The sequence below is a fragment of the Constantimarinum furrinae genome (assembly GCF_014295415.1).
Classification (GTDB): Bacteria; Bacteroidota; Bacteroidia; order Flavobacteriales; family Flavobacteriaceae; genus Constantimarinum; species Constantimarinum furrinae.
The window spans coordinates 429,849-455,140 of sequence record NZ_CP052909.1; the positions used below are offsets into that span (position 1 = coordinate 429,849).

At 42.2% G+C, this 25,292-nt stretch carries 18 protein-coding genes; 2 read left to right on the forward strand and 16 right to left on the reverse strand.

What is annotated here, in order from left to right:
* Positions 1-219: 219 nt before the first annotated feature.
* From ALE3EI_RS02055 to alaS, 3 genes are all read right to left on the reverse strand, one after another.
* The gene (locus ALE3EI_RS02055) at positions 220-741 is read right to left on the reverse strand and encodes a hypothetical protein (RefSeq protein WP_186990342.1); all 522 of its coding nucleotides are present in this window, start codon (positions 739-741) and stop codon (positions 220-222) included.
* 80 nt (positions 742-821) lie between these two features.
* Positions 822-1,769 (reverse strand): GSCFA domain-containing protein, encoded by a 948-nt coding sequence (locus ALE3EI_RS02060; protein ID WP_186990344.1) that lies wholly within the window; start codon positions 1,767-1,769, stop codon positions 822-824.
* 93 nt (positions 1,770-1,862) lie between these two features.
* On the reverse strand, positions 1,863-4,475 hold the full coding sequence (alaS, locus tag ALE3EI_RS02065; RefSeq protein ID WP_186990346.1) for an alanine--tRNA ligase: 2,613 nt from the start codon (positions 4,473-4,475) through the stop codon (positions 1,863-1,865).
* Positions 4,476-4,597: 122 nt separating this feature from the next.
* Between alaS and ALE3EI_RS02070 the strand changes: the two genes are divergently transcribed.
* Both ALE3EI_RS02070 and ALE3EI_RS02075 read left to right on the forward strand, forming a co-directional pair.
* A complete protein-coding gene (locus ALE3EI_RS02070) occupies positions 4,598-5,575 on the forward strand; it encodes a M23 family metallopeptidase (RefSeq protein WP_186990348.1) in 978 nt (325 codons plus the stop codon).
* The gene (locus ALE3EI_RS02075; protein WP_186990350.1) at positions 5,575-5,904 is read left to right on the forward strand and encodes a MerR family transcriptional regulator; all 330 of its coding nucleotides are present in this window, start codon (positions 5,575-5,577) and stop codon (positions 5,902-5,904) included. The genes ALE3EI_RS02070 and ALE3EI_RS02075 overlap by 1 nt, the downstream gene beginning before the upstream one ends.
* A gap of 66 nt (positions 5,905-5,970) precedes the next feature.
* Here ALE3EI_RS02075 and ALE3EI_RS02080 read toward each other — a convergent pair whose 3' ends face one another.
* From ALE3EI_RS02080 to ALE3EI_RS02140, 13 genes are all read right to left on the reverse strand, one after another.
* Positions 5,971-6,894: a PorP/SprF family type IX secretion system membrane protein gene (locus ALE3EI_RS02080; protein WP_186990352.1), complete on the reverse strand. Its 924-nt coding sequence runs from the start codon at positions 6,892-6,894 to the stop codon at positions 5,971-5,973.
* Complete coding sequence (locus ALE3EI_RS02085; protein ID WP_186990354.1) at positions 6,895-10,947, reverse strand: gliding motility-associated C-terminal domain-containing protein; 4,053 nt, start codon at positions 10,945-10,947, stop codon at positions 6,895-6,897.
* Positions 10,948-11,379: 432 nt separating this feature from the next.
* Complete coding sequence (locus ALE3EI_RS02090; RefSeq protein ID WP_186990356.1) at positions 11,380-14,154, reverse strand: outer membrane beta-barrel protein; 2,775 nt, start codon at positions 14,152-14,154, stop codon at positions 11,380-11,382.
* 170 nt (positions 14,155-14,324) lie between these two features.
* Positions 14,325-15,131, reverse strand: a complete 807-nt coding sequence (locus ALE3EI_RS02095) for a T9SS type A sorting domain-containing protein (protein WP_186990358.1) — start codon at positions 15,129-15,131, stop codon at positions 14,325-14,327.
* Positions 15,132-15,441: 310 nt separating this feature from the next.
* Positions 15,442-16,743: a ribosome biogenesis GTPase Der gene (der, locus tag ALE3EI_RS02100; protein ID WP_186990360.1), complete on the reverse strand. Its 1,302-nt coding sequence runs from the start codon at positions 16,741-16,743 to the stop codon at positions 15,442-15,444.
* A gap of 289 nt (positions 16,744-17,032) precedes the next feature.
* Positions 17,033-17,926 (reverse strand): GTPase Era, encoded by an 894-nt coding sequence (era, locus tag ALE3EI_RS02105; protein WP_186990362.1) that lies wholly within the window; start codon positions 17,924-17,926, stop codon positions 17,033-17,035.
* Positions 17,927-18,105: 179 nt separating this feature from the next.
* Positions 18,106-19,059, reverse strand: coding sequence for a formylglycine-generating enzyme family protein (locus ALE3EI_RS02110; protein WP_186990364.1), 954 nt, complete (start codon positions 19,057-19,059; stop codon positions 18,106-18,108).
* A gap of 152 nt (positions 19,060-19,211) precedes the next feature.
* The gene (locus ALE3EI_RS02115) at positions 19,212-20,354 is read right to left on the reverse strand and encodes a toxin-antitoxin system YwqK family antitoxin (RefSeq protein ID WP_186990366.1); all 1,143 of its coding nucleotides are present in this window, start codon (positions 20,352-20,354) and stop codon (positions 19,212-19,214) included.
* 276 nt (positions 20,355-20,630) lie between these two features.
* On the reverse strand, positions 20,631-21,896 hold the full coding sequence (locus ALE3EI_RS02120) for a cation:proton antiporter (protein ID WP_186990368.1): 1,266 nt from the start codon (positions 21,894-21,896) through the stop codon (positions 20,631-20,633).
* 98 nt (positions 21,897-21,994) lie between these two features.
* Complete coding sequence (locus tag ALE3EI_RS02125; protein ID WP_186990370.1) at positions 21,995-22,678, reverse strand: SH3 domain-containing protein; 684 nt, start codon at positions 22,676-22,678, stop codon at positions 21,995-21,997.
* A 180-nt stretch (positions 22,679-22,858) separates the two neighbouring features.
* Entirely contained in the window at positions 22,859-23,272 is a 414-nt protein-coding gene (locus ALE3EI_RS02130) for a DUF6691 family protein (RefSeq protein ID WP_186990372.1), read from the reverse strand.
* A 3-nt stretch (positions 23,273-23,275) separates the two neighbouring features.
* Complete coding sequence (locus tag ALE3EI_RS02135) at positions 23,276-23,833, reverse strand: YeeE/YedE family protein (RefSeq protein WP_186990374.1); 558 nt, start codon at positions 23,831-23,833, stop codon at positions 23,276-23,278.
* A gap of 45 nt (positions 23,834-23,878) precedes the next feature.
* Entirely contained in the window at positions 23,879-25,210 is a 1,332-nt protein-coding gene (locus ALE3EI_RS02140; RefSeq protein ID WP_186990376.1) for an MBL fold metallo-hydrolase, read from the reverse strand.
* Positions 25,211-25,292: the final 82 nt, after the last annotated feature.

Consider the following 25,292-nt stretch of genomic DNA (forward strand, 5'->3'; position numbering starts at 1 on the left):
AGATGACCTATATAAAAACTGAATTCAATACGGCAATTGTCGTATTCTTTGAGGAATTAGGGGTTAGGGGTTAGGGGTTAGGGGTTAGGGGTTAGGGATGAATGAAAGTAAGATCGTATCACCCTTTCTTTAACCATAAAAAACCGGAAGAAAAGCTGAAGCTTAACCCCCGGTTCCACGTAAAAACCTCAACACTGAGATTTTCATTTATACCTGAAATTAGTTTTGTGTTACCTCAATATTGAATTGACCATTGGTCACCGAAACCGTATCTGCCGGATCATTTAGGTTGATCCCCGTAAAACTGAAGGTTCCCTTTACAGTGTTGCCGTCATAACTGCTCACATTCAATTCTCCGTTAATGGTTTGAGCATCCCCTACCGTACTGTATACGACTACAGTATTAGGATCGGGATTAGATGGGTCGGGCAGGTAGCTATACGTTCCAATATTCAGGAAACTCAATTCGTAGGTTCCCTCTCCGGTAAAATTTTGAATGATCATCTGCAGGTTTTCAGAAGCATTAGTTCCTCCGGAAATAGCGATAGCCTCGCCGTTACCTGATGCCGAAACCTGAGCCACTACAGTTCCTGAAATTCCTTCGAAGGATTGCCCGTCAACCTGAGCCGTAAATGAACCGGTTCCACCCGCAGGATCGTCTCCTCCCTCGTCATCTTTTTTACATGCCAAAACCGATAGTGAAATACACACCAGTAATAAAATTCTTTTAAAAGTTTTCATAATTGTTGGGTTTTTATAATTTGAATAAAGCAAAGATGCCCTGTTACCCAACAGTATTCAATACGGCAATTGTCGTATAATTAAAATTTTAAGTGAGGGATTTTTTTCTGAAGCTCCTCAATTTTCTCCTGAAGTTTTCTTCTGAATTCCATGTGTTGTGTGCTCTCCGGATCGAAAGCTCTGTGATTTAATCCGTTTTGTACGCTTTTCACTTCTTTTTGGGTCTGCGCTGTATCTGAATCGATCCAAACTTCTGAAAATTTTTCCCAGATAATTTTCACTGCCGTCGCATTAGGGTGCAGCATGTCTTCGGCATAAAAGCGATAATCCCGTAATTCGTCCATCACGATCTCATACGAAGGAAAATAGTATGCATTTTCTGAATCTTTCAATGCAGCATGAATTCCTGTCACAAGGTGTGCTTTGCTCAGGGAATTTTCTACAAAGCCGTCCTTTAAATGGCGTACCGGAGAAACTGTGCCTATGATGGCAGCCCTGGGGTTAACTGTTCTTATTGCTTCAATTACCCTGTGTATACTTTCAGAGATCTGTTCGGGGGTTAGCAATTCTTTCCTAAACTTATGCTGGGGAACCTTATGGCAATTCGCTACAGAACTCCCGGAATCCTTTAATCGGTAGATCCAGGCTGTTCCAAATGTGAAGATTAAATGAGTCCCTTTATTCAAGTAATTGGTTAACTGTCTTAACCGCTCATTGAGCAAATGCAATACTTCCGTTTTTGAAGCAGCGTGAAGCAAGGAATGCGTCTCATATGTACGCCAAAATCCGTTAAATTCAAAGAGGTCTTCTTCCAGAAAAGGTTTGTTTTCTATCGCTCTTTGAACGAGATTTTCGATGGCCAACGGATTGAAGATAATTCCAAAAGGATTTTGAAGTACATCAAACTTAACCGCTTCCAACTCATTTCCAATATTTTCAGAAAAACAAGACCCCATTAACATCACTTTCGAACCGTAGTCGATCTGCAATTCCTCGGGATTGAGTGTGATGTGAGTTTGTAGTTTCATTTTTATAAAATATCAGAGCGGCAAAGATTAAGAGTATCTAAGTGACTCAAGGTAATAGATTACCATTGCTTCACGTCTAACCCGCCTTACAACTTACTCGATATAATCGCTCGCTTTGGCGAGGGCTTCGTCAATACCTTCCGGTTTTTTTCCCCCGGCTGTCGCAAAGAATGGCTGACCGCCACCGCCACCCTGAATATATTTCCCCAATTCCCTTACAATTGTTCCTGCGTTCAGAGCTTTTTGAGCAGCGAGGTCCTTGGAAATATAACACGTAAGCAAAGCTTTCCCATCGATCTCAGATCCGAATAAAAGAAAGAGGTTTTCCTTTTCGCCTCCAATTTCGAAGGCGAGGTCCTTTAATGCTCCTGCATCCAGATCCAGTTTTTTTGCGAGGAAATTTACGCCGCTCATCTCACTGATCTCCAATAACAGTTCCCCTTTAATATTCTTGGTTTTGTCCTTCAGTAATTGCTGAATTTGCTTCTGAAGTGCTGTATTCTCTTCCTGAAGATTTTGAACCGCCTTAACAGGATCCTGCGCGTTATTCAGCGCTTTTTGCACTTCAGTATAAGATTCACTTCGGTCGATAAAATACTGCTTGGCCGCATCGCCCGTTATGGCTTCTATTCGGCGTATACCCGAAGCAACAGCGCCTTCCGAAGTAATTATAAAATGCCAGATGTCGCTGGTAGTATCAACATGAGTACCTCCGCATAGTTCCATAGACTTACCAAATTTTACGGCACGGACACTATCACCGTATTTTTCACCAAACAAGGCAATTGCCCCTTCATCTATGGCTTGTTGATACGGAATGTTACGTCGTTCCTCCAAGGCAATACCTTCCCTAATTCGGGCATTTACAAAATCTTCAACCTGCTTTAATTCTTCATCAGAAACTTTGGCGAAGTGTGAAAAATCGAAGCGCAAATTTCTACTGTGCACCATGGAACCCTTCTGAGTTACATGCTCTCCCAGTATATTCCGAAGCGCCTGATGCAGCAAATGCGTAGCGGTGTGATTGGATGCCGTTCTGAAACGCTGAGTACTGTCCACAACTGCTTTAAAAGTATCCCCCGGATTTCTGGGCAAGGACTTTGCAAAATGAATGATAAGATTGTTTTCCTTTTTAGTATTGACAATATATACTACCTCGCCGTTTGGAGCCTCAAGATATCCTTTATCTCCTACCTGTCCTCCACCTTCGGGGTAAAACGGTGTTAAATTGAACACCAACTGGTATAATTCTCCCTCTTTCTTACTTTCTACCTTACGATATCGCGTGATCTTTACCTGAGTTTCCAGCGTGTCATAGCCCACAAACTCTTCTTCCCAATCATCCTGAAGCGTCACCCAATCGCCTGTTTCTACCTTGGTGGCAGCCCGTGATCGGTCTTTTTGTTTTTGTAGTTCAGCTTCAAATTCGGATTCGTTCAATGAAAAGCCTCGCTCCCTCAGGATCAAAGCTGTTAGGTCGATAGGAAATCCGAAAGTATCATACAATTCGAAGGCTTTTTTACCCGAAATGCTTTTAGAGTTAGCAGCGCTAATCATATTTTCAAGGAGCACAAGACCCTGATCCAGGGTACGCAAGAATGAATTCTCTTCTTCTCTAATCACATTTTCGATCAGGTTCTTTTCTGAAAGTAGTTCGGGAAAGGCCTTGCCCATTTCCTTCACAAGTGTGGGAATAAGTTTATAGATAAACGGTTCTTTCGTATTGAGAAACGTAAAGCCGTAACGAATGGCCCGTCTTAAAATTCTTCTTATTACATATCCGGCCCCTGTATTGGAAGGCAGCTGTCCGTCGGCAATAGAAAACGCCACGGCACGCAGGTGATCCGCGATCACACGTATGGCGATATCGGTTTTTTCCTCTTTGCCGTATTTGGACTTGGTAACCGCCTCAATCTCTCTAATTAAAGGTGTAAAGACATCGGTATCGTAATTGCTTTGCTTGTTTTGAAGTACCATACACAGTCTTTCAAAACCCATCCCGGTGTCCACATGCTGGGCCGGTAATTTTTCGAGGCTGCCATCGGCTTTACGGTTGAACTGCATAAAGACCAGATTCCAGATCTCGACCACTTGCGGATGGTCCATATTTACCAGCGACGCACCCGAAACTTTTGCTTTTTCTTCGGCCGAACGAATATCGACATGGATCTCACTGGATGGTCCGCAAGGTCCTTGCTCGCCCATTTCCCAAAAATTATCTTTTTTATTACCATTGAGGATACGTTCTTCGGGTACATATTTTTTCCAGCGTTCGAAAGCTTCCGTATCCCGTTCCAAACCTTCGGCTTCATCGCCTTCAAAAATGGTAACGTATAAAATGTCTTTGTCAATTCCGTAGATATCGGTGAGTAGCTCCCATGCCCAATCGATAGCTTCCTTTTTAAAATAATCCCCAAAACTCCAGTTCCCCAGCATTTCGAACATGGTATGATGGTAGGTGTCCATTCCCACTTCCTCCAGATCGTTGTGCTTTCCGCTTACCCGAAGGCATTTTTGAGTATCGGCAACTCGATTGTTTTTGGGCTCACTGTTTCCTAGAAAATACTCCTTAAACTGATTCATCCCGGCATTGGTAAACATTAGCGTGGGATCATCCTTGATCACCATAGGTGCCGAAGACACTATAGCGTGGGATTTCGATTCAAAAAAGGTTAAAAATCGGGATCGTATTTCCGAAGCAGTCATAGGTTTAATGTATCTAAAAAAATTAGCAGTAAGGCAATGCGCAAAACAATTTCTATATTTGCATCACGTTTGTTTTGTATTAACACTACCTTTCAACGAGCAAAAATAAGTTTTTTTAACGTATGTCTAAGGTTAAATATTACTACGATAGCGAAACCCTTTCCTATCGGAAAATAGAAAAGAAAAAAGGACGCAAACTGGGAATATTCCTTTTGAGCCTTATGGGAATGCTCTTAAGCGGGTTCCTTCTGCTTGTTGTGTACCTTAACCTTCCTTATGTAGAAACTCCGAAAGAAAAAGCCCTAAAGCGGGAACTGAGTAATATGGAGTTACAATTCGAACTGTTAAATAAAAAAATGTCTCTGGCCGAATCCGTTCTTAACGAAATTGCGGATCGGGATAATAACCTCTACCGAGTCTATTTTGAAGCCAATCCCATTCCCGAATCTCAGCGAAAAGCCGGTTTTGGAGGGGTAAACCGATACAAGGATCTGGAAGGATTTGACAACTCGAAACTCATTGTGGCTTCCAGCCGACGACTGGACATACTTACCAAACAAATAGTAGTGCAATCGCGTTCCTTAGATGAAATTGCCCGACTTGCCGAAGAAAAAGAACAGCTGTTGTCGGCTATACCAGCCATACAGCCGGTAAAGAATGAAGATCTTACGCGTATGGCTTCCGGATTTGGTTACAGAACCGACCCGTTTACCAAAGCCACCAAGTTTCATTTTGGAATGGATTTCACCGCCCCCAGAGGAACTCCTATCTATGCATCGGGTGATGGTGTTGTGACCCGTGCAGATAATACCGCTTCCGGCTACGGAAATCATATTAGAATTGATCATGGCTACGGCTATGAAAGTCTGTATGCCCATTTGTATAAATACAATGTAAGACGCGGTCAAAAGGTAAAACGCGGAGACTTAATTGGATTTGTTGGGAGTACCGGCCGATCTGAAGCGCCTCACTTGCACTATGAAATTTTTAAGGATGGTGAACGTATTAATCCTATCAATTTCTATTACGGAAACTTAAGTCCGCAGGAATTTGCCGAAATGCTCCAAAAGGCACAGCAGGAAAACCAATCTCTCGACTAATGCATATAGAGCTTCCTGAAAAACTGTACTATAGCATTGGCGAAGTTGCCGAAGCCTTCGACGTAAATACTTCGCTCATCCGTTTTTGGGAAAAGGAATTCGATGTTCTAAAACCTAAAAAGAATGCCAAGGGCAATCGGAAGTTTACTCCTACCGATATTAAGAATCTTGAATTGATCTACCACTTGGTGAAGGAACGCGGATTTACATTAGAAGGTGCTAAAATTCATCTAAAAGAGAATAAGCAAAAGACACTCAATAAATTTGAGATCATCCGAAAATTAGAAACTATTAAATCTGAATTGCTCAAAATAAAGGATCATCTTTAAGATCTCTTATTCAGAAAGAAATGTCGTCGTTTACGCTTTTATTCGCATCGACGTAAGACTTCGTCATTAATTATACAAATTCTTACAGGTACATCTTGGTTTTGGAAACTCAAATTCGTAGTTCAGCATTAACTCGTGTGACCCTGCCGTGGCATAATTTAAATTCGAAGTAATATAATCGTAAGCATAACCCACCGAAAAGCCTTCAGTTAATTTAAAATTTAGCAGAGCTCCCAGTGAATCTCCCAAGCGGTAATTAGCCCCAATCCAGAGATTTTCATTGATAAGCATCATCGAAGAAATGTCGACCGAAATAGGGGCCCCATCGGTGTATTTAACGATAAATGCAGGCTTGATCTTTATATGCCTGTCAACATCAAGCAAATACCCCCCATTCAGGAAATAGGTCATCCGATCTAAAGAAAAATATTCGGTGTTATTTTTATATCTGAAAATTTTTGGCGCCGATAATCCCAGGTAAAATGAATCTCCTCTAAAATAAAGCCCCACTCCAAAATTGGGGTCCCATTTGTAATCGACATTGGCAAGTTCGGGATCGTTATTGTATAGCGGGTCATTCAGCAATTCGTCATCCAGGCTGTATTTTCTGAAGCCGGCCTTTATTCCGAAGGTTAATTTATACTCATCGTAGGCATCCAGATCGATCTTGTATGAAATATCTGAATAGACATAGGTCATACGCTCAAATCCGAGTTTGTCGTTAATTACAGATAATCCAACTCCCAGGTTCGATTTCGGGATGGAAGTATGAGCCGACAGGGTTTGTGTTACCGGAGCTCCTTCTATACCCACCCACTGATTGCGATTCAGGACATTGATCACCATGATCTCCCTCGATCCCGCATAGGCAGGATTAATGGAAATAGTATTATACATATATTGGGAAAACTGTGGTGTCTGCTGACACAGTCCCAATAGCGGAAACAGTATAAAATGGATCGTAACGAATATGTTCTTTACTTCTTTCATTTAATCGGTTGTTAACAGTATAAATCCCTGAATTGGATCGATCTCACTATTCTTAAGGGTAACTACATAATAATACGTGCCTGAGGGTAAAAATTCTGAAGACCCAAAGGCTGTTGATGGTGACAGTCCGTTCCAATCATTTTCGTAATTATCCTGCCTAAAAACATTAACACCCCAACGGTTAAAAAGATCCACATGCACCGAAACTGCACATTCTGAATTTCGCTCGGGGTTTACGACATAGGTCACCTTAAAAAAATCATTATAGCCATCATTATTGGCAGTCACGAGCTTCGAAATGGTAACATCATCCCTGGAAGTGATGCAGGGAATATTCGCACAATTATCGTTTACTACGAGGGTTACATGGGTAAGCCAGTAACATTCATTCTCGGTATATCGATAGGTGAAATTATAAGTTCCAACTCCCGAAAATAGTGGATTAAAGAGAGTTCCGTTTAGAAGATGCATGGATTCGCTTTCCCATTCTCCGTTAAGAGCGGATGTATTTGAGATCATATTATTGAGGTCAACCGGGGCGTCCAGGGTACAGAGAACAAGGGTTTCTTCGGTTTCTTCAAATTCGGGTCTCACATGTATGGTCTGCCGCACGGTTTCACTGTTGTTACAATCGTCGGTAACCAACCATTCACGAATAAGGTCATAATTTAACGGATCGATCTCAACGATGTCTTCTGTAAAATGAATATCCAACACTTGGGAACAATTATCTGTAAAATCCAACAACGGAATATCGGGTATCGCTTCACAGTTTATTGTAATTTCGGGCTCATAGAAAGTGATCAATTCTGGCTTGATATCATCCTTTACGATAATTAGCTGAGTGACCTCAACCGAATTTCCGCAGGCATCCGTAACACTATAGGTACGGGTAATGGTTTCAGGGCAGGTATTATTGTCAGACACATCCGAAACAAAGGCCACCACAGGCACCGAACAGTTATCGGCTTCATCGGTTACCACATTGATATCGGGTGCAGGCACATCGGCGATACACTGTACGTTGATGGGTGCCGGATTTGATGCTGTGGGTAGAATATCATCGTTCACAATGATGAATTGGTCTACCGTGATCGAATTTCCGCAGGCATCTGTAACGCTGTAAGTTCGGGTAATGGTTTGAGGACAAGTGTTATTGTCGGATACGTCCGAAACAAAAGCCACCACAGGCACCGAACAGTTATCGGCTTCATCGGTTACCACATTGATATCGGGAGCGGGTACATCGGCGATACATTGTACATTGATGGGTCCAGGGTTTGTGGCTGTAGGCAAAATATCGTCGTTCACGATGATCAATTGGTCTACCGTGATCGAATTTCCGCAGGCATCCGTAACACTATAAGTTCGGGTAATGGTTTGAGGACAAGTGTTATTGTCGGATACGTCCGAAACAAAAGCCACCACAGGCACCGAACAGTTATCGGCTTCATCGGTCACTACAGTAATATCGGGGGCAGGCACATCGGCGATACATTGTTCATTGATGGGAGCCGGATTTGATGCTGTGGGTAGAATATCATCATTCACAATGATCAATTGGTCTACCGTGATCGAATTTCCGCAGGCATCCGTAACGCTATAGGTACGGGTAATGGTTTCAGGGCAGGTATTATTGTCGGAAACGTCCGAAACAAAAGCCACCACAGGTACCGAACAGTTATCGGCTTCATCGGTCACTACAGTAATATCGGGAGCGGGTACATCGGCGATACACTGTACGTTGATGGGAGCCGGATTTGATGCCGTGGGCAGTATATCATCATTCACAATGATCAATTGGTCTACCGTGATCAAATTTCCGCAGGCATCCGTTATGCTGTATGTACGGGTAATGGTTTCAGGGCAGGTATTATTGTCGGATACGTCCGAAACAAAAGCCACCACAGGTACCGAACAGTTATCGGATTCATCGGTCACTACAGTAATATCGGGTGAAGGCACATCGGCAATACATTGTACATTGATGGGAGCCGGATTTGATGCCGTGGGCAGTATATCATCATTCACAATGATCAATTGGTCTACCGTGATCGAATTTCCGCAAGCATCCGTAACGCTATAGGTACGGGTAATGGTTTCAGGACAGGTATTGTTGTCAGATACATCCGAAACAAAGGCCACCACAGGCACCGAACAGTTATCGGCTTCATCGGTCACTACAGTAATATCGGGTACAGGCACATCAGCAATACATTGTACGTAGATGGGAGCCGGATTTGATGCCGTGGGCGGAATGACATCGGTTATGGTTATGACCTGAACATAATCGGCAATGGTGACACCACAGGCATCAGTAAAATTCCATGTATTGGTATAAGTACCGGTACCCGGACAGCTACCCTGTACAAAAGGGCCGGAAGTTTTTTGCAAAGTAAACGTACATTTATCGGGTTCAGGTTCTAGATTTTGAGCATTCTGAAGGGCCGTAGAATCTTCACAGCTCACGGTGGCATCAAGAGCTCCCGGCGCTGTTAGCCAATTTACCACAGGCTGATTTACCAGTACCGCATATGGTAGGGGCGTACAGGAATTAGGATCTGAAGTACTCGTAGAGATCACAGGGTCCGGATTCTCATCCCCTATATAACTGGCTGTAAACTGAAGGTCGAATGACAAGTCGCAGTTCTGTTCCAGAAAATAACATTCGTCATTAACCTCAAGTTCAATAGGAATGTTTATTGGAGGATCACCGACGTCCAGCAGACCGTTATTGATCGAAAAGTCCAGAGCACCGGTTCCGGCATTATAAGTATATGTAACTCCCGGCGGCAAATTTGTAATAGGAAGCAAGGTTGCCTGCGGGGGTATGATAGTAGACAGATTTACGTTCAAGGCATTGTCATTCCCTGTATTTTCAATACTGAAATTAAAGCCAATAATATCCCCGGGGTTTGCAGGATTTGAGCCCGAAGTTTGGGTAATGACCATTGGATTCAGGCTTGGCTGATATACCTCAACAGCAAGTCCCAGTAGATATAAGCCGTATACTTCTTGGGTCGATGTTAGTCTTAATGTAGCGCTTGTTTGGTTGTTTGTAATGATCGAATTTCCCGGATTATCCAGTTGAAATACAGCGGCATCGAAGCCCAGTGTGTTGGTACTTGCGGGGTTCCGGTCTGTATAATTTCCGCCTCCTGTGGTGATCCGGCTATTAAAGAAATTATTTGCATTCCGAAGTGGTGCTGTGATATCCACAAAATTATTCGCAACATCCAGGATTTGAAGTCGATCTCCGGTTAGGTTTCTGTCTCCTTCCAGCACTCCCATAACGATGTTTGCATTTACGTTTCCAACGGGTGTGGTTTGAAAACCATTAAAATTGATATCAAAATCATTCACCTGAGCTGTAACGTGGGCATAACCATCGAAAAGAGTGATATTTTTTGGGGGTAGCTCCGGACTCTCATACACAAAAACGATCTGCCATCCACCCGAGGTTCCAACATTGGCATGACTCAACTCCCCTTCGGCTGCTTCCACATTGGCAACTTGATACCTTCCATATTTATCGGGGAGTGACATCACCTGTTGTGTGATGTCCTTTACACAGATATAAGGATCATTACTAAAGTGCGTTGTTCTTCCTCTAAAGATCACATCGTCTGCCGTAAGGGTTGTATAGGCCGTCTCACCCGGCAGCATGAGCTTAATATCGTTAAAATTCCAACTGGGCTGATTGTCGTTCCCATTTGGCAATTCGGTATCGGCAGCGGCCCAATACAGATAGGCTTTAAACACTGTAATACAATTTACCGACAGGTTTGGATTGGTAAAATTGGCGCTACTGGAATTGAAAGTTGATGGGTCATTGTCTATATCGACATAGACATTATCATCAAAATTGTGGTTATCACTATTTCCATTATAGTTCCCGGTTGCAGTACGGGAGAGCATATTATTGGCTATAATGGTAAAATCTCCATTGAGTGATTCGCTAAAACGAACACTAAAAGGTTCCTGGACCTGAGCCCAAAGACCAATGTTCATTAGTGAAATACACAACCATAAAATAGTAGTTCTTTTGATCATAAAAATTCCTTACAAAAGGGTTACTTCAGTATTTACTTTGTAACTAATAACTATTGTGAGGTAATTTTCTTCGGAAGGAAATCTTCCGTTTTTCAGAGTAATATGGCAGTATAGATGTGTGTGAGATACTATGCTGCGGTAACAAGTATAGTGGATAAATCAGTTTAAATGCAATTATTTCAGATGAAATACATTATTTTTTAACATAAAATGTTAAAATTTAACATATTTAAGGAAATATCTTACACTTTTTGGAAGTAATTGCGCATTAATATTTTCGATTTTACCGAATTAAAATACTTATTTACAGCCCTTTGAAGAATTATTTTATAGCGTAAATGATAGCTAACGTCTGGTTTCTGAAACTTCAGGAATTAAAAATCGCGTAGCCTCCTTCGGCTGACTTGCATTTAGAAAGAATTAAATTCATAATCACTGGAACATAAATCCGCCGCCACCGGTTTCGCCCTTTTTTCCCAACGTATTGAATTTGTAACTAAAGCCCACCATAAAATAACGCTGTAATACGGTACTCTGAATATCCTGAATATAATCGGAATTAGAGGTCCGTCTTGCATTGGTATTCTGATCGAGCAGATCGTACACTTTTAAAGTAATCAAGCCCTTATCCTGCATAATAGAATACGCCAGCGAACTGTTCCAGAACACCGAACTCTTCTGAAAGCCATCGGCTACATTGGGATTGTAATTATAATTTACATCGTTATTCCATTCCAGCTTTTCGGGAAAGTTGGTGGTGGTTCTTAAGCGAAATTCGTGTTCTATGTAATTTCTATCTTCAAACAGCGAGAGATCAAAGGTATTTTCACTGTACAAAATATTATAGGACGGATCAATTTCAAGGAGTCCGTCCCATGAAAAACCAACTCCGATGCTCGGTCCGTAGGTGATCGTCTCACTGGCATACTGCCGGTCATTATTAAAATTGATCGTACGATTCCCGTTTACACTCATACTTAAATTATAGCGAATGCTTCTAATACTGTCCAGTTTCTTGCTCTTGTTGTACCCGGCGTTGGTATTAAATCGGAAGTTCCCTTTTACGTTAGCATAGGTGGTATTGCGCACAAAATTTTCATCGATGGTAGTTTTAGAAACCACTTCATCGTTAGTGATATTTAAATTGCCATGACTATAGAAGCCCGATCTGGTTTGAAAATCGTAGTTATTAAGTCCGAAGTACACATTATGACTATTGGACGGACTCAAGTTGGGATTTCCCTGAATGATGTTCAGCGGATCTGAAACGTCGATATAAGGGGATAACTGAGACACCGAAGGAGCATTATTATTGAGATAATATCCTGAGTACATGCTGAATTTCTGACTGAACCTGTAGCTTAAATTCGCTCCAAGTTCTACGGCATTAAAATCACTTGTAAAATTAATATTGCGAAGCGCATCATTACTTTCGAGGGTTCGAAGCACATATCCTGTTCTGAATCCAATCCGCAATTTTTCATCGTTGTAACGAATCCCAACTTCGGGCCTGGAACTATTGTTAGTATTGGTAAAATTGGTGCTTTGGTCGATATTAAAACTAGAATAGGATGCACTGCTCTCATCGAAATCGAAAACACTTTGAAGATCCCTTCTCCGATCGGTGTTGTAGGCATACTCCAGATCGACAAAGAGTTTCTTGGTGATTATCGGGATGCGAAATTCTCCCGAGACCTTGTATTGATCCGATCCCTGTTCACCGTTGGTCAATTGATCTCTAACCACCGATTGAGGATCATCACCAAATATCTGCGTATTGGATTGCAACAAGGCATCGTTAGTAGATTTCTCATTGTCATTATCGAACTCGAATCTAAAGAAACCACCTCCGGCACCAAACTTCTTTGTCACCGTGAGATCGTTGCTGAATACTTTGCGATCGCTATCGGAGTTTCTATAGGTAGTAGAACTGTTGGAAAGCTGGCCATTTAATTGACGGGTTTCCTCATTGTTCTCAAACCGCGAATTCCCGATGGAATAGCGAATTTGTGGTCTGATGTTGATGAGAAAGGTGGAGTCTACCTCGGTTTTAAACGCCATATTTGCTGTGTGCCCATCCGAATTGCTTCGGGTGGTGGACACTGTGTTAGAAAAATAGCGATCGTCCGGAAGTATATTCTCCCGACTTCTTATTTCGTCGTTAAAGGAATTTGATGCCGAGTAAAAATAATCGGTTGTGATATCAGTCTTCTCACCCAGATCATCGGCATAGTTTGCGCCGGCCGTTCTGGAATTTGTTATACCGTCACCTCCCCCAAAAGAACGTCCGTCGATATTGAAGGTCCCATTGTCGCTTACGCTCATATAACGTGCATTGCCAAACATTTTTTGAATCTCTCCAAAACTGAAGCCCGGAGAGTTTATGTTATTTCCACCGGCCAGGACACTGAGGCGAACATCGTTGTCGAAATAGTTAAAGAGGCCTGCATATTCAAAACGCTCATCGGTACCCGCTCCGGCCGCGACCCTGCCAAAGATCCCTTTGTTCTTTTCTTCATCTATGGTGATATTGATCGTTTTATTCTCATCGTCTCCCGTTTCGCCTGTAAAGGCTTCCGACTCGGTTTTGGTGTCGGTCACCTGAATTTTATCTACGATCTCTTTGGTAAGGTTACGTGTAGCAATGGTAGGATCGTCTCCAAAAAACGGTTTCCCGTTCACCAGGATCTTATTTACTGGTTTTCCGTTTACGGTGATCTGCCCTTCGGCATCTACTTCCACCCCCGGTAATTCTTTTAAGAGGTCCTCCACATTGGCCCCTTTTTTTGTTTTAAATGAGGCCACATTAAATTCAAGTGTATCCTTTTTAATGGTGACGGGAGCTCTGCTTGCAGTTACCACTACATCTTTGAGACTTTCGGCTTGTTGTCCCATTTCAATGGTACCCAGATCAATGGAAGCTTGTTTAAGATCGATCCTTTTATAATAAGCGCTGTAACCGGTATATGAAATGTTTAAATTAACAGCAGGAGAAGCGGTTTCAAATTTAAGTTGAAATTCTCCCTTTTTATTGCTAATAGTGTACGTGAGTAGGGTGGTATCTTTTACGCTTTCGGCATAAATCGTCGCCGATTCCAACGGATCGCCTTGAGCGAGATCTATTATTTTTCCTGAAAGCGTGTATTCCTGAGAATAACTGAAAAACGACAAAAAGCCAAATAGCACCAATAAGAAAAGATTTCGCATGCGTTTTGTTAGTAGTTGATCGTTGAACAAAACGTCAAATATAGCAGAGTGATGCGAATGGTATCATGTTACCGGTGTACCTTAACATATTCTTAACGTTGAGGGGTTTACCACGGCAAATAAAAAAAGCCCCGCAACAGCGGAGCTTTTAATATAAAGATATTCAATGATTATCTTACGATCAACTTCTTGCTTGAAGAAGCCGTTGCAGAATTTACTTTTACAAAGTAAACACCTGAAACAAGAGCGTCTGTGCTTACGTTGTAGTTCGCAGCACCGTCAACTTCATTAGACTGAACCAATTTTCCGGTTACATCGTAAATTTGAACAGAAGTTACTTCAGCAGAAGCAGGGAATGTTAAGTTAACATTTCCACTTGCTGGGTTTGGAGACATTACAAAAGCATCAAGCTCGTTAGAACTAACACCTAATTGCTCCTCACAGTAGATCATTGCTTCCGGTACAGTAAAGCTGAAATCACAGTTGTCTGCAGATGCAGTATTTGTGAATACTACCTGGAAAAATCCTGGCTCAACTTCAACATTAAATGGCTGAGATGCAGAAGATCCTACATCACCAACAAAGTTATCTCCTTGATTCATTGGATCGTAAGGCTCCATATTGGCTCCACCGGCTTCCTGAAATACATGTGCATGACCGTTAGTTCCACAAGGGGTAACACCAGAGTCAACATCAACCTGAATGGTAATACAAGTTGCAGCAGCATTTTGATTGTAAAGTGTGATACCGGTCCAGTTATACGTAGTACCTACGTTAAAATTTCCGGGATATACTTTGCCTGGACAAACCGTTGCAATACCATCTCTAAAGATACGTCCGTCCTGGTTTCCAGCAACAACGTTAAAAGTAGAAGGTTCTCCATCCAGTCCCATCTGCGCCATAACAGGAACTGTTAGATCGGCACAATCTCCCTGTGCAAAAGCAGGACTTGCAAATACAGCAAGAATCAGGGCCATTACTAAATTTTTTAAAGTGTACATTTTTTTCATAAAATTAGTTTTAAAGGATTAGTCAATATTACAACTGATGATTTCACCAATTATATCATAAAAATAGTACTTTTTTTGAATAAATTAATAATTATAGTATTAATTCTGAAATTTCATCGTGAAAAAACTTTTCCATAATTTACTGGAAATCATAGGAATCAAACAACAGAAATAAAGAATTTTCGCACAAAATTGAAGGTTAACCTTCTGGCATACAGCAGGTTATAAAGCAACAGTATACATTGTAACTTAGTGATTTACAGTAGTTTATTAGCAGTTATTTCTTTCGGAAAAAAACTGTGACCGGGACCCCGGTAAAATCGAAATGCTTTCTCAATTGATTCTCTACAAAGCGTTTATAAGGCTCTTTTACATACTGAGGCAGATTACAAAAGAAGGCAAAACTGGGGAAGGGAGTAGGTAGCTGAGTACAAAACTTGATTTTTACATATTTTCCTTTATACTGAGGCGGAGGTGTAATTTGAATTATGGGAAGCATGGTATCGTTCAACACGCTGGTCTTTACCTTTTTACTTCGGTTCTTATAAACCTCCACGGCCGTCTCAATGGCTTTAAAAATTCGTTGCTTGGTAAGTACCGACATGAACACGATAGGAACATCGGTAAAGGGTTCACATTCCTTTTTGATATATTTTTCAAAATCCTTGACACTTTGGTTGTCTTTTTCAACCAGGTCCCATTTGTTTGCAAGGATTACAATTCCTTTATTGTTGCGTTGCGCGAGCCAGAAAATGTTCTGTACCTGACCGTCGAATCCCCGGGTAGCGTCAAAAACCAAAATAACCACATCGCAGTGCTCTATGGCCCGAACACTTCGCATTACCGAATAGAATTCGAGATCTTCCTTGACCTTACTTTTTTTACGAATACCGGCAGTATCTACCAGATTAAATTCAAATCCGAAGCGATTGTAACGCGTATCGATACTATCACGAGTGGTTCCTGCCACATCGGTTACGATATAGCGCTCCTTCCCGATCAGGGCATTGATAAATGACGATTTACCTGCATTGGGCCTCCCTACCACGGCAAAACGCGGAAGTTCAGAATCGTCACGTTCTGTGGTTTCGGGTAATACCTTAATAAGATCGTCGAGTAATTCGCCGGTACCGCTTCCATTAATGCTGGAGAGGTTGTAGTAGGTTTCGAAGCCTAAGGAATAAAACTCTACGGCATCGTTGATACGGTTGGCACTATCTACTTTATTTACCGCAAGAAAGACCGGTTTCTTCGATCTCCGAAGCAATTGCGCAACTTCTTCATCCATGCCGGTCACCCCGTTCTCCACATCTACCATAAAAATGATGGCATCGGCTTCATCGATGGCAAGTTCTACCTGCTTGTCGATCTCGGCTTCAAATATATCGTCACTCCCTTTCACATACCCTCCGGTGTCGATGAGTGAGAATTCCTTGCCATTCCAGTCACTTTTTCCGTAGTGACGATCACGGGTAACACCACTTACAGCATCTACAATAGCTTCGCGACGCTGAATTAAACGGTTAAAAAAGGTAGACTTACCCACATTGGGCCGTCCTACAATGGCAACAATACTCATCTTTTATTATTTTGAAGTGCAAAAATACTGCTTTTTAACGGATCTATACACTTAGAATTGACTGTGCTTTTTAATTAATTCTGAAGGGCTTGCGTTCAGGACCCGCCGTCGTTGCGTCCGCAAATATGGCGGGCTTGTTGAAGCGATGTGGGAACTCTTATCCGGGACCTGAAAGGTTAAAAGAGATAGCGCCTCCTAAAAACCTGTCCTCACCGGCAGGCAGACCTGACCCTCCAAGGCTCCCATAGGAGCTACAGAGGGAAACGCCCTAAAAAAGTATCGCATTATTTTATTTCTGATTATAGCCGAAACGCCGTAATTGGCGGTCGTCGTTACGCCAGTTCTTGTTGACCTTTACATAGAGTTCGAGATGCACCTGCTTGCCAAAAAACTGTTCCAGATCCTTACGCGCCTCAATTCCCACTCGTTTTAGTGCAGCGCCTTTATGACCAATGATAATACCTTTCTGCGTTTCCCGCTCTACCATGATTACGCTGCGCATACGGATGATATGCTCCTCCTCGAAAAATTCTTCTGTATCGATCTCTACCGAATAGGGAATCTCTTTTTTGTAATGAATGAGGATCTTTTCTCGTATGGTTTCATTGACGAAAAACCGTTCGGGTTTATCGGTTAACTGGTCCTTCGGATAAAAGGGCGGGGATTCGGGAAGCAGTTCTAAAATTCGGTTGAAGACTTCAGCCACCCCAAAATTCTTCAGTGCAGAGATGGCAAAGATCTCGGCGTTGGGAACTTTTTCCTGCCAAAATTGGAGCGCTTCTGAAAGTTTTTTCTCATTCCCCATATCGATCTTATTAAGCAAAAGTAACACAGGGATCTTCGCATTGGTGATCTTACTAAAAAAAGCATCGTCCTTAAGATCCTTTTCGCCAAGCTCGACTAGATAAAGGAGTACATCGGCATCTTCGAAAGCCGATTTTACAAAGTCCATCATGCTGGCCTGCAACTGATAGGCGGGTTTGATGATCCCTGGGGTGTCGCTAAGGATCACCTGAAAATCTTCTCCATTCACGATCCCTAAGATACGGTGGCGGGTAGTTTGTGCCTTGGAGGTTATGATGGACAGTCGCTCGCCAACAAAGGCGTTCATAAGGGTGCTTTTTCCTACATTGGGGTTTCCGATGATGTTTACAAAGCCGGCTTTGTGTTTTTTATCTAACATGCGGCAAAGGTACGACCAAGCTTGGTATTTGTGCCGTTCCTTTTCTAAATTTTAACGTTAGAAGACAGATGGTCGTTGGGCTTTAGGCCGTAGGCTTCCGACTTCCGACTTCCGACTTCCGACTTCTGACTTCTGACTTCTGACTCCTAACTTTTCATGCCTTACTGTTTCTTATATCCCTAGTCGATAAAGATTGACAAATCTCTGTTGTTAATCAAGGACACCAGTTGTTGAGCGGTTGGAAGTTTATCTTCATCAAAACTGAAATTTATCGCCTGTTTTGTGATCATTTCCATAACCCCATCAATGGCGTCTATACAACAGAAGGCCAGACTCTTTTCTGTAGTATCTATTGTGATAATTGGAAAGTCCTGCTCTCCCCAGGCAATTTCGAAATCGTCTATGTACAAAGCGTAGGGTTCTACACGTAAGTTGGTATATTCGGGAAAAAGTTGATATAATAACTCACGAACTTCGTAAGAGAATAGATATTTTTTCATTCCCTTATCGGTCAACAGCAACCTAAAACCTACATCGGAAAGTTGCAGCTCCGGACTTATGGTGCTCGATCTGGTAACATTTAATTCGGTTGAATTCTCGAGAAAACTACCGCCACGAATAATATGGAATTCATTATCGATAAGGGTAGAGGTCCACTCCCATACATTTCCATTCAGTCCGTATATCCCCGATTCTCCCGGACTAAAACAGTCACTACACATTGGACGGTTTAGATCGCTTTCAAGATTGTCTTGAGTAGTTCCGGCAGCCAATTTCCATTGCGCTTCGGAAGGTACTGTAAATTGAACCTGATAGCTATCGGTTAACCAGTTGCAATAATTTTGAACTTCGGCAAAAGACAGGCCCACCATGGGTAAATTATCATCCCAGCCGTATTCCGGAGGTTCTGGGAATGGTTCACCCAAGGCGTTCAGAAATAAACGATATTCTGATACCCGGATTTCATATTTGCCCATATAAAAAGTAGGGATTACATTGTCGTTAGAGGCTTGTACCTCCACGAATTGAGCTCTTAAATCTCCCAACTGTGCGGTGAGGGTATAGCCCGTACATAGTGCGATGGCCAATACGATATGAAGTAGACCCGGCCTTATTAGTTTAATGTTTCGCATGTTTTTTCTAATCGATTTAGTTTAGTTACTATAAGGTCCCGGTTCTTAGCCGATTTAATCGGGTTTTAATGAATTGGCGATTTGCTGGGCAAAGGTGGTCGAAGGAAACAGTAAAATAGCCAGAATAATATTAAGTATTTGTCCCATACGGCTTAATTGACAGATAAACCCTCTTTATAGGTAAGCACTTTAGTGACATTCCCATTGTTGTCATAAACCAGCCAGGTTCCATTACCGTTTTTCAGTGTTCCGGCATCTCTGGGCGTCCCATCCTTATGAAAAGAAGAAATAATTTCCCACCTGTATCCCGAAATATCATCACGGTTATACTTATAGATCGCAGATTCCATTAATTGTCCATTCTCGTAATACCAGTTTGCAACTCCCGATCTTTTACCTCCCGAGTGTTCGGCTTCGTAGCTTTTTCTACCGTTCTCATAGAATGTCATATAGACGCCATTGCCATCCTTGAGAATTTGTGTCCCATCGGGCAAGAACTGATCAACAAATGCAACCCGTTTACCATTTTCCCAAAGTTCGATTAATCTTTTTTCACCAGAATCAAAATAAAACGTACTGTAGCCGTGTTTCGCTCCGTAGAATAGCTGTATTTCTGAAGTGGTTTTCCTGTTAGCACCGTAGGTGAATTCGATATCTCTATTAGAATTGGAGTATTTAGCGAATAGTTGCTTTAACCCATTGAGAAACCAATCTGAATCTACAGCGGCCGCCTTTAAGGGTATTGAAATGGTTGTTGTGGTGGTTGATTTAATTTTCGATTCGGCGAGGGGGTCGTTAAAAAAGGCCTGATAAACTTCATTAGTATTAAACCCTTTAACCACCTTGCTTTTTTCATTCGGGTTATTTCTCTTATAGATCGTTCCTTCATAAAAGGATTTAAAGCTTGCAGTCTTCAGGTTTAAAACAAGTAAAGTTTTTCCGTTAACGAATTGCATTAAAGAGAAATCTACCGTACCGTCCTTTTTTAATTTCATATCGGTGAGGTTAAAAGTATAGCGTTTAACTTCCATAGCAGATTCTACAAGGCTGTTGAAGGCATCCACACCACCTATACTTTTAATCACATTGGGTTCACCGCTGTGGACCAACAGGATCTCTACAACTCCGTTATTAAAGGTAACCGTACATTGTTTCTGTTCACCCCCAGCGGATCCTTCCACTATAAAAGTTCCGTACTCGCCCAAGAGGGCTTTTATCTGACCTTCCGTTTGCTGTCTGCTTTGTGCTAAGACCATATTTCCGACCAGTAGAAAGAGTATTGTTATTTTTTTCATGGGAGTGCGGTTGTGTTATAGAATTAAAAGTAGCACAATTTTTCTGATATCTTATACGAGTCGGCTTACTTATCGCTATTCTGCACGCTAGGGAATTTAGGTTTTCAGAACGGATATGGATTATTAGATTTTTGGATGTTGGATGCTTGGGAGTTTAATACCTAGCCACGAATGCACAAATGCGGGTTAAATCCTAGTTTAACATTTCATCCCAGACTTCCGACTTCTGACTTCCGACTTCCAACTTCCAACTCCCGTCTCCTGACATTATACTCCTTACAATTCCTTGGGACTTTCGGGGTATTTGGTGGTGACTTTTTTAATGAGATTCCCCACCGTTAACCCTTGAACAATGATAGAGAATACCACCACCACGTACGTGATCACCAGAAACAGGTCGCGATGCATTTCCTGTGTGAGTCCGAGTGCGAGTGCGATGGAGATTCCGCCACGGAGTCCGCCCCAGGTCATTATAAGATTGGTTTTTGGCACAAAATCGAGACGTTTTTTAAAGAAATTGATGGGAAGTAATAAGGAACTGTAGCGGCACACCAACACTATGGGAATCGCGAGTATCCCTGCCACGATATAGTTTCCTTCGAAAGTAAGCACCAGCATTTCCATTCCTATAAGGACAAATAAGATGGTATTGAGTAAAATATCTATAAGTTCCCAGAATTTATCGACGTAGGTTTCGGTGATCTCAGACATGGTGGAAGCGCGTACCGTGTCGTTCCCAACAAAAAGGCCGGCAGTTACCATAGCCAATGGTGCCGAAAGGTGGAATTTCTGAGCAATGACGGTTCCCATCATCACGGCGGCCAGTGTTATGATCACCTCGATATCGTAATCGTCTATGGATTTCATAAGACGATAGGTCACGAATCCAAGGGCGAGACCCAATAGTATCCCACCGCCTACTTCAAGACCGAATAAGGCGGCCACATCACCGGGAGTTACAGTATCGGCTCCTAATCTGGCAATTTCGAATATGGTAAGAAAAATAACCACGCCTACCCCATCATTAAAGAGGGATTCCCCTACGATCTTGGTCTCCAGTTTTTTGGGTGCCCCCGATTTTTTTAGGATTCCAAGCACAGCGATGGGATCGGTTGGGGAGATAAGTGCTCCAAAGAGAAGGCAGTAGATATAGGCTATTTCCATACCCAGAAGCTGAAGTACAAAAAACATGGCCGTTCCTACCAGAAACGTTGAAATTAGCACCCCAAAAGTTGCAAAGACGAGAATGGGCCAGCGTTGTACTTTTAGTTGCTGGAAGTTGGTATGCAGAGCCCCGGCGAACAGCAGAAAACTCAGCATTACATCGAGGAGCAGACTTTTAAAATCGATTTGCGTGATGATATATTTTTCGGCGTCGAGCAGGGTATCATCAACAAAGCTGATGGCAAAAATAGCCAGTGTGAACACTATGGTAATGAGCATGAGCCCTATGGTGTTCGGCATTTTCAAAAATCGAACATTGATATAGCCGAAAAGTGCTGCGATGGTCACCAGAATTGCGATAATAAGGAAGTAGTCCATGTGCTGTCTGCCGGAGTTTGGTTTTAGGTTATAAACAGAAATTATGTAATTACGAAAGTAAAGAAATAAAAATTTCGAAAAACGCTTTGCAATATTCTTTACCTGGGCGTTATGCTGTCGTTAACATAAGCCGAGAATACCCAACCTTGTTCTCCATTCTTTCGCTGCACGTATTTCCATTCTTTCACCAACGTATCGGGGGTTAATCGCTGAACGCGTTCGCCTTCTTCCTCAAAAACTGAAATGATCGCAGCTGCTGTGGAAGGGTTTTTCCGCAAACGCACACTACTTCCGGTGATAATAGCATCACCAAACACAGTATCCATATCGGAAATCTTGGTCGGGATTTCGGTAGTATCGGGACTATTGTGATCGACCCGTTGCTCCTCAGTATCATTCCAACTGTACACAGCAAAGATCAATAATACCAATAGTACCACGGCTATTACGAAGATTAGAACTTTAGGCTTCTTCGTGGGCTTGGTTTCTAGGGAACTATTTTTTTCTTCCTCCCTTTTTCTATCAGCCAAAACCTCTTGTCTTTCTGCTTCAGCCTTACGTTGTTTTTCAGCTCTTATATCTTGAGTTTCCCTGTACAATTTACGGAGCTCTTCTTCCCAGGCTACAGCAGTGTAGAATTTTCCTTCGCTATCCTGAAAATAACCGGTAAAAACGTCCTCACCATCTTCGGTTCGCTCCATCATACGGCCGTCCTCAGTTCTGAAGAATTTTGGGTCATTGTTCGTATACCCTTCAATAAGTTCGCGCAATTTTTCAGACATAAGCATTTATAATTTCCGAAACTATTCGTTTCGTACCGGGAAGGTACAAAAATGAACCGCAAAAGTGATTTTTAAGTACCATGGGGCTAACCGAAAAACCTTAACACTGTGTACTTCGTTTTCCGAAGACATCATTTTAAACCAAATACCTATTACCCTGCCGTGCGGTATAGCTTCGAATCAATGCGGCAATCGTTTCTCGAATACCCCATAGATAAAAGTACCCAGAATAGCCCCTAAAATCACGATCCAAATAGAAAAATATCCTGCTCCGGCCAGGACATACATAGGTCCCGGACAGGCTCCGGCCAGCGCCCATCCGAGTCCGAAAATGATCCCACCCACTATGTAACGGGTAAAACTCTTCTTTTTCGGATTCAGACTCATATCACTGCCATCTGCAGGTTTCAGGTCTTTTATCTTTATGAGTTGAACACCCAAGATTCCTAACAATAAGGCCGAACCTATTATTCCATACATATGAAAACTACCCAGGTGGAACATTTCGTAAATTCGGAACCATGAAGCAGCTTCCGATTTAAACATTACGATTCCGAAAAAAATACCGATCGCTAAATATACCAGATGTCTCATGGCTTAAAATATTAGGGGAAAAATTAAATGCACCATCACCAGACCACCTATAAAAAACCCAATAACAGCAATAAGGGAGGGCAGCTGAAGATTGCTCAATCCGGATATGGCATGTCCCGAAGTGCATCCACCGGCATATCTGGCACCGAAACCTACAAAAAGTCCGCCCAGCAACAATAAAATCACAGGGAGGGGCTGTGTTATGGCATCGATGGAATATAATTCTGGCGGGAGGTACGCATTGCCGGCACTATGGATATTGTGATCTGCGGCAAGCTGTTGTGCGACATCAGCATTGATTTGCACGGTATTATCACTCATAAAATTTGAAGCAATAAAACCCCCTATCATAGCCCCTGCAACCACGATGAGGTTCCAGCGCTCCGATTTCCAATCGAATTTAAAATATTCGGCTTTCTTTCCTCCTCCGGCTGCGGCACATACGGTTCGAAGGTTTGATGACATTCCAAATTGTTTACCCGCAAACAGCAACATAAACATCACAAGAGCGATAAGAGGGCCAGCAACATACCAGGGCCAGGGTGAAGTAATCCAATTCATCTTTTTTTATTTTAACAGGTTACAGTGATGGGTATATTTCTGAAATTATTTCTGAAATTGTTTAATCTCATCACTCAGATCATATACCGTGACACCTTCAAGTTCATTTTGTAGTATACTGCTGCCGGCTGCACTGCGATAGCCCCCGGCACAATGGACTACAATGGGTTTATTCGTGGGAATTTCTTTAGCCGAATCGCGTAATTCATTTAACGGATGGGCCATAGCATTTTCGAAAATCTTCCCCTCTTCAATTTCACTCCGGTTGCGAATGTCGACGATGGTGTAATGTTCGGGATTATTCTTAAAATCGACGATATCGAGGGTATCCACAGATTCCAGGTCATGATCGGGTAAGGTAATCACCTGACTAATTTGTTTCTCATAACCGATCTTAGCAACGCGATGCAGCAGTTTTTCTTTATTTTCTTCCTGATCTATGACCAGCGTAAAGGATTCTTCAGGTTGGATGATGGCTCCCAACCAGGTTTCAAATTTTGAGTTATCAGACACCGCCTGAATGTTGATACTCCCCTTTAGATGTCCTTTTTTAAACTCACTTTCCTGTCGTATATCGACGATACTTCCGGAGTAATTGTCATTGCGATTGTACGGAATGGCTGAAACTGCGATTCCTACATTTTCGGCTCCTGTCTTGTTGACATCCACATCGTACCCAAAGTAAGAAGGAATAAAGGGTTGCCCCTCCAATAAGGTGTCTATAAATTCCTTTTTGGATTGTGATTTAAAAGCCCAGTTTCCAACCCGCTCATTTCCAAGGGTGGAGCTTTTGGCGTCGCTCATACTCTTTCCGCATAAGGAACCGGCACCGTGGGCAGGATAAATAAGGGCGCTGTCCGGAAGATCGGTGAACTTGTTCTGAATTGTCTCGTACATCATTTCGGCTAGTTCTTCACGTTTGGCCTTCATATTACCCGCTTTTTCTCTTAAATCTGGACGTCCCACATCGCCTATAAACAGCGTGTCCCCTGTAAAAAGTACTGTGTTGTCTCCATCAACTGCCACGATGGTAATACTGTCGGGCGAGTGACCCGGAGTGTTTATTGCAGTTAAGGTTACCGCTCCAATGGTGATCTTATCTCCTTCATCAAAAGTTTGGTGGGGATAATCGGCACCCGTTCTTTCACTGTTATAAATTGTGGCGCCTGTTTCTTTGTGAATCTGAAGGTGTGAACTTACGAAATCGGCATGCGGATGGGTTTCAAGTACAGCTACGATCTTTGCATCATAGGTTTTTGCCAAATCGTAATATTGCTGCGGATTTCGTTCGGGATCGATCACCGCCATTTCACCCTGACTTATTATGGCATAAGAGTAATGAGAAAGGGGTTTGTATTCAAATTGTTTGATCTGCATATCTTGTTTTTATTAAAATTAAAAATAAAGTTGTAATTCAATGGTTTGTAAAGGCTATACTACTTTTGTTTTATAGATAGAT

What these genes read in the sequence shown, in the direction of transcription:
- ALE3EI_RS02055 (WP_186990342.1), bottom strand. Translation starts at nt 741, where the DNA reads ATGAAAACTTTTAAAAGAATTTTATTACTGGTGTGTATTTCACTATCG.
- ALE3EI_RS02060 (WP_186990344.1), bottom strand. Translation starts at nt 1,769, where the DNA reads ATGAAACTACAAACTCACATCACACTCAATCCCGAGGAATTGCAGATC.
- alaS (WP_186990346.1), bottom strand. Translation starts at nt 4,475, where the DNA reads ATGACTGCTTCGGAAATACGATCCCGATTTTTAACCTTTTTTGAATCG.
- ALE3EI_RS02070 (WP_186990348.1), top strand. Translation starts at nt 4,598, where the DNA reads ATGTCTAAGGTTAAATATTACTACGATAGCGAAACCCTTTCCTATCGG.
- ALE3EI_RS02075 (WP_186990350.1), top strand. Translation starts at nt 5,575, where the DNA reads ATGCATATAGAGCTTCCTGAAAAACTGTACTATAGCATTGGCGAAGTT.
- ALE3EI_RS02080 (WP_186990352.1), bottom strand. Translation starts at nt 6,894, where the DNA reads ATGAAAGAAGTAAAGAACATATTCGTTACGATCCATTTTATACTGTTT.
- ALE3EI_RS02085 (WP_186990354.1), bottom strand. Translation starts at nt 10,947, where the DNA reads ATGATCAAAAGAACTACTATTTTATGGTTGTGTATTTCACTAATGAAC.
- ALE3EI_RS02090 (WP_186990356.1), bottom strand. Translation starts at nt 14,154, where the DNA reads ATGCGAAATCTTTTCTTATTGGTGCTATTTGGCTTTTTGTCGTTTTTC.
- ALE3EI_RS02095 (WP_186990358.1), bottom strand. Translation starts at nt 15,131, where the DNA reads ATGGCCCTGATTCTTGCTGTATTTGCAAGTCCTGCTTTTGCACAGGGA.
- der (WP_186990360.1), bottom strand. Translation starts at nt 16,743, where the DNA reads ATGAGTATTGTTGCCATTGTAGGACGGCCCAATGTGGGTAAGTCTACC.
- era (WP_186990362.1), bottom strand. Translation starts at nt 17,926, where the DNA reads ATGTTAGATAAAAAACACAAAGCCGGCTTTGTAAACATCATCGGAAAC.
- ALE3EI_RS02110 (WP_186990364.1), bottom strand. Translation starts at nt 19,059, where the DNA reads ATGCGAAACATTAAACTAATAAGGCCGGGTCTACTTCATATCGTATTG.
- ALE3EI_RS02115 (WP_186990366.1), bottom strand. Translation starts at nt 20,354, where the DNA reads ATGAAAAAAATAACAATACTCTTTCTACTGGTCGGAAATATGGTCTTA.
- ALE3EI_RS02120 (WP_186990368.1), bottom strand. Translation starts at nt 21,896, where the DNA reads ATGGACTACTTCCTTATTATCGCAATTCTGGTGACCATCGCAGCACTT.
- ALE3EI_RS02125 (WP_186990370.1), bottom strand. Translation starts at nt 22,678, where the DNA reads ATGTCTGAAAAATTGCGCGAACTTATTGAAGGGTATACGAACAATGAC.
- ALE3EI_RS02130 (WP_186990372.1), bottom strand. Translation starts at nt 23,272, where the DNA reads ATGAGACATCTGGTATATTTAGCGATCGGTATTTTTTTCGGAATCGTA.
- ALE3EI_RS02135 (WP_186990374.1), bottom strand. Translation starts at nt 23,833, where the DNA reads ATGAATTGGATTACTTCACCCTGGCCCTGGTATGTTGCTGGCCCTCTT.
- ALE3EI_RS02140 (WP_186990376.1), bottom strand. Translation starts at nt 25,210, where the DNA reads ATGCAGATCAAACAATTTGAATACAAACCCCTTTCTCATTACTCTTAT.